Raw genomic sequence first — 662 nt, forward strand, 5'->3', positions numbered from 1 at the left:
TTCCGTGTTGATTACGGGGAACGTCGTGCTGGGGATCCAGGTACATTAATTGCATCTTCTAAAAAAATTCATGCTAAACTTGGTTGGACACCTGTACATAGTACAGTACAAGAAGTGATTCGTGATGCTTGGAATTGGCATCAACTACATCCAAAAGGATATTAATCGTATATAGGAGGGTATGATGAACGTATCATCTACGCAAGACCTCTACAACCAAATAAAAAGATATATACGTACACACGGTCGTCTCGTTTTCGGGGCGACCGTTTTATTGTGCCTCATTTTCTATCTAGGTTGGAGAGAGTCCACATGGTCGGAGGTTGAACAATTAGAAAGTCCTATACAGTCACATCGTGAAAGTGATGCATTAGGAAAAAATAAAAAAGGCAAATTTGAAGATTCTTCAGAAACACTTACTCATACATCTGAAAAAGGTGAGAAAAAATATAGGGGGAAGAAACATGAAAAAAAGAGAGAATCCCTAGAAGGAGAGACAGATAAGGGGAAACTTGTCTTTCCAATACGGAATGTAGTACGACCCTATCCTTTACTAGATACGTTTTCAAAGGAATTGTCTGTAGTTACTCAAACAACGGTACTAGGTGCAGATAGAAGTAACATGGACAATATGAACAGGAAAGGAAAAGGTAATAAAAATA

Annotated in this window: 1 protein-coding gene and 1 pseudogene; both read left to right on the top strand. The window is 38.2% G+C overall.

What is annotated here, in order from left to right; translation table 11 throughout:
- Window positions 1-165: pseudogene (locus tag HMPREF9200_RS09255) on the top strand (UDP-glucose 4-epimerase GalE); the annotation flags it as partial.
- 19 nt (window positions 166-184) lie between these two features.
- Window positions 185-662: hypothetical protein (locus HMPREF9200_RS07230; protein WP_009354065.1), on the top strand; the 478-nt coding region annotated here is incomplete at its 3' end.

Source organism: Veillonella sp. oral taxon 780 str. F0422, assembly GCF_000221605.1.
Lineage (GTDB): Bacteria > Bacillota > Negativicutes > Veillonellales > Veillonellaceae > F0422.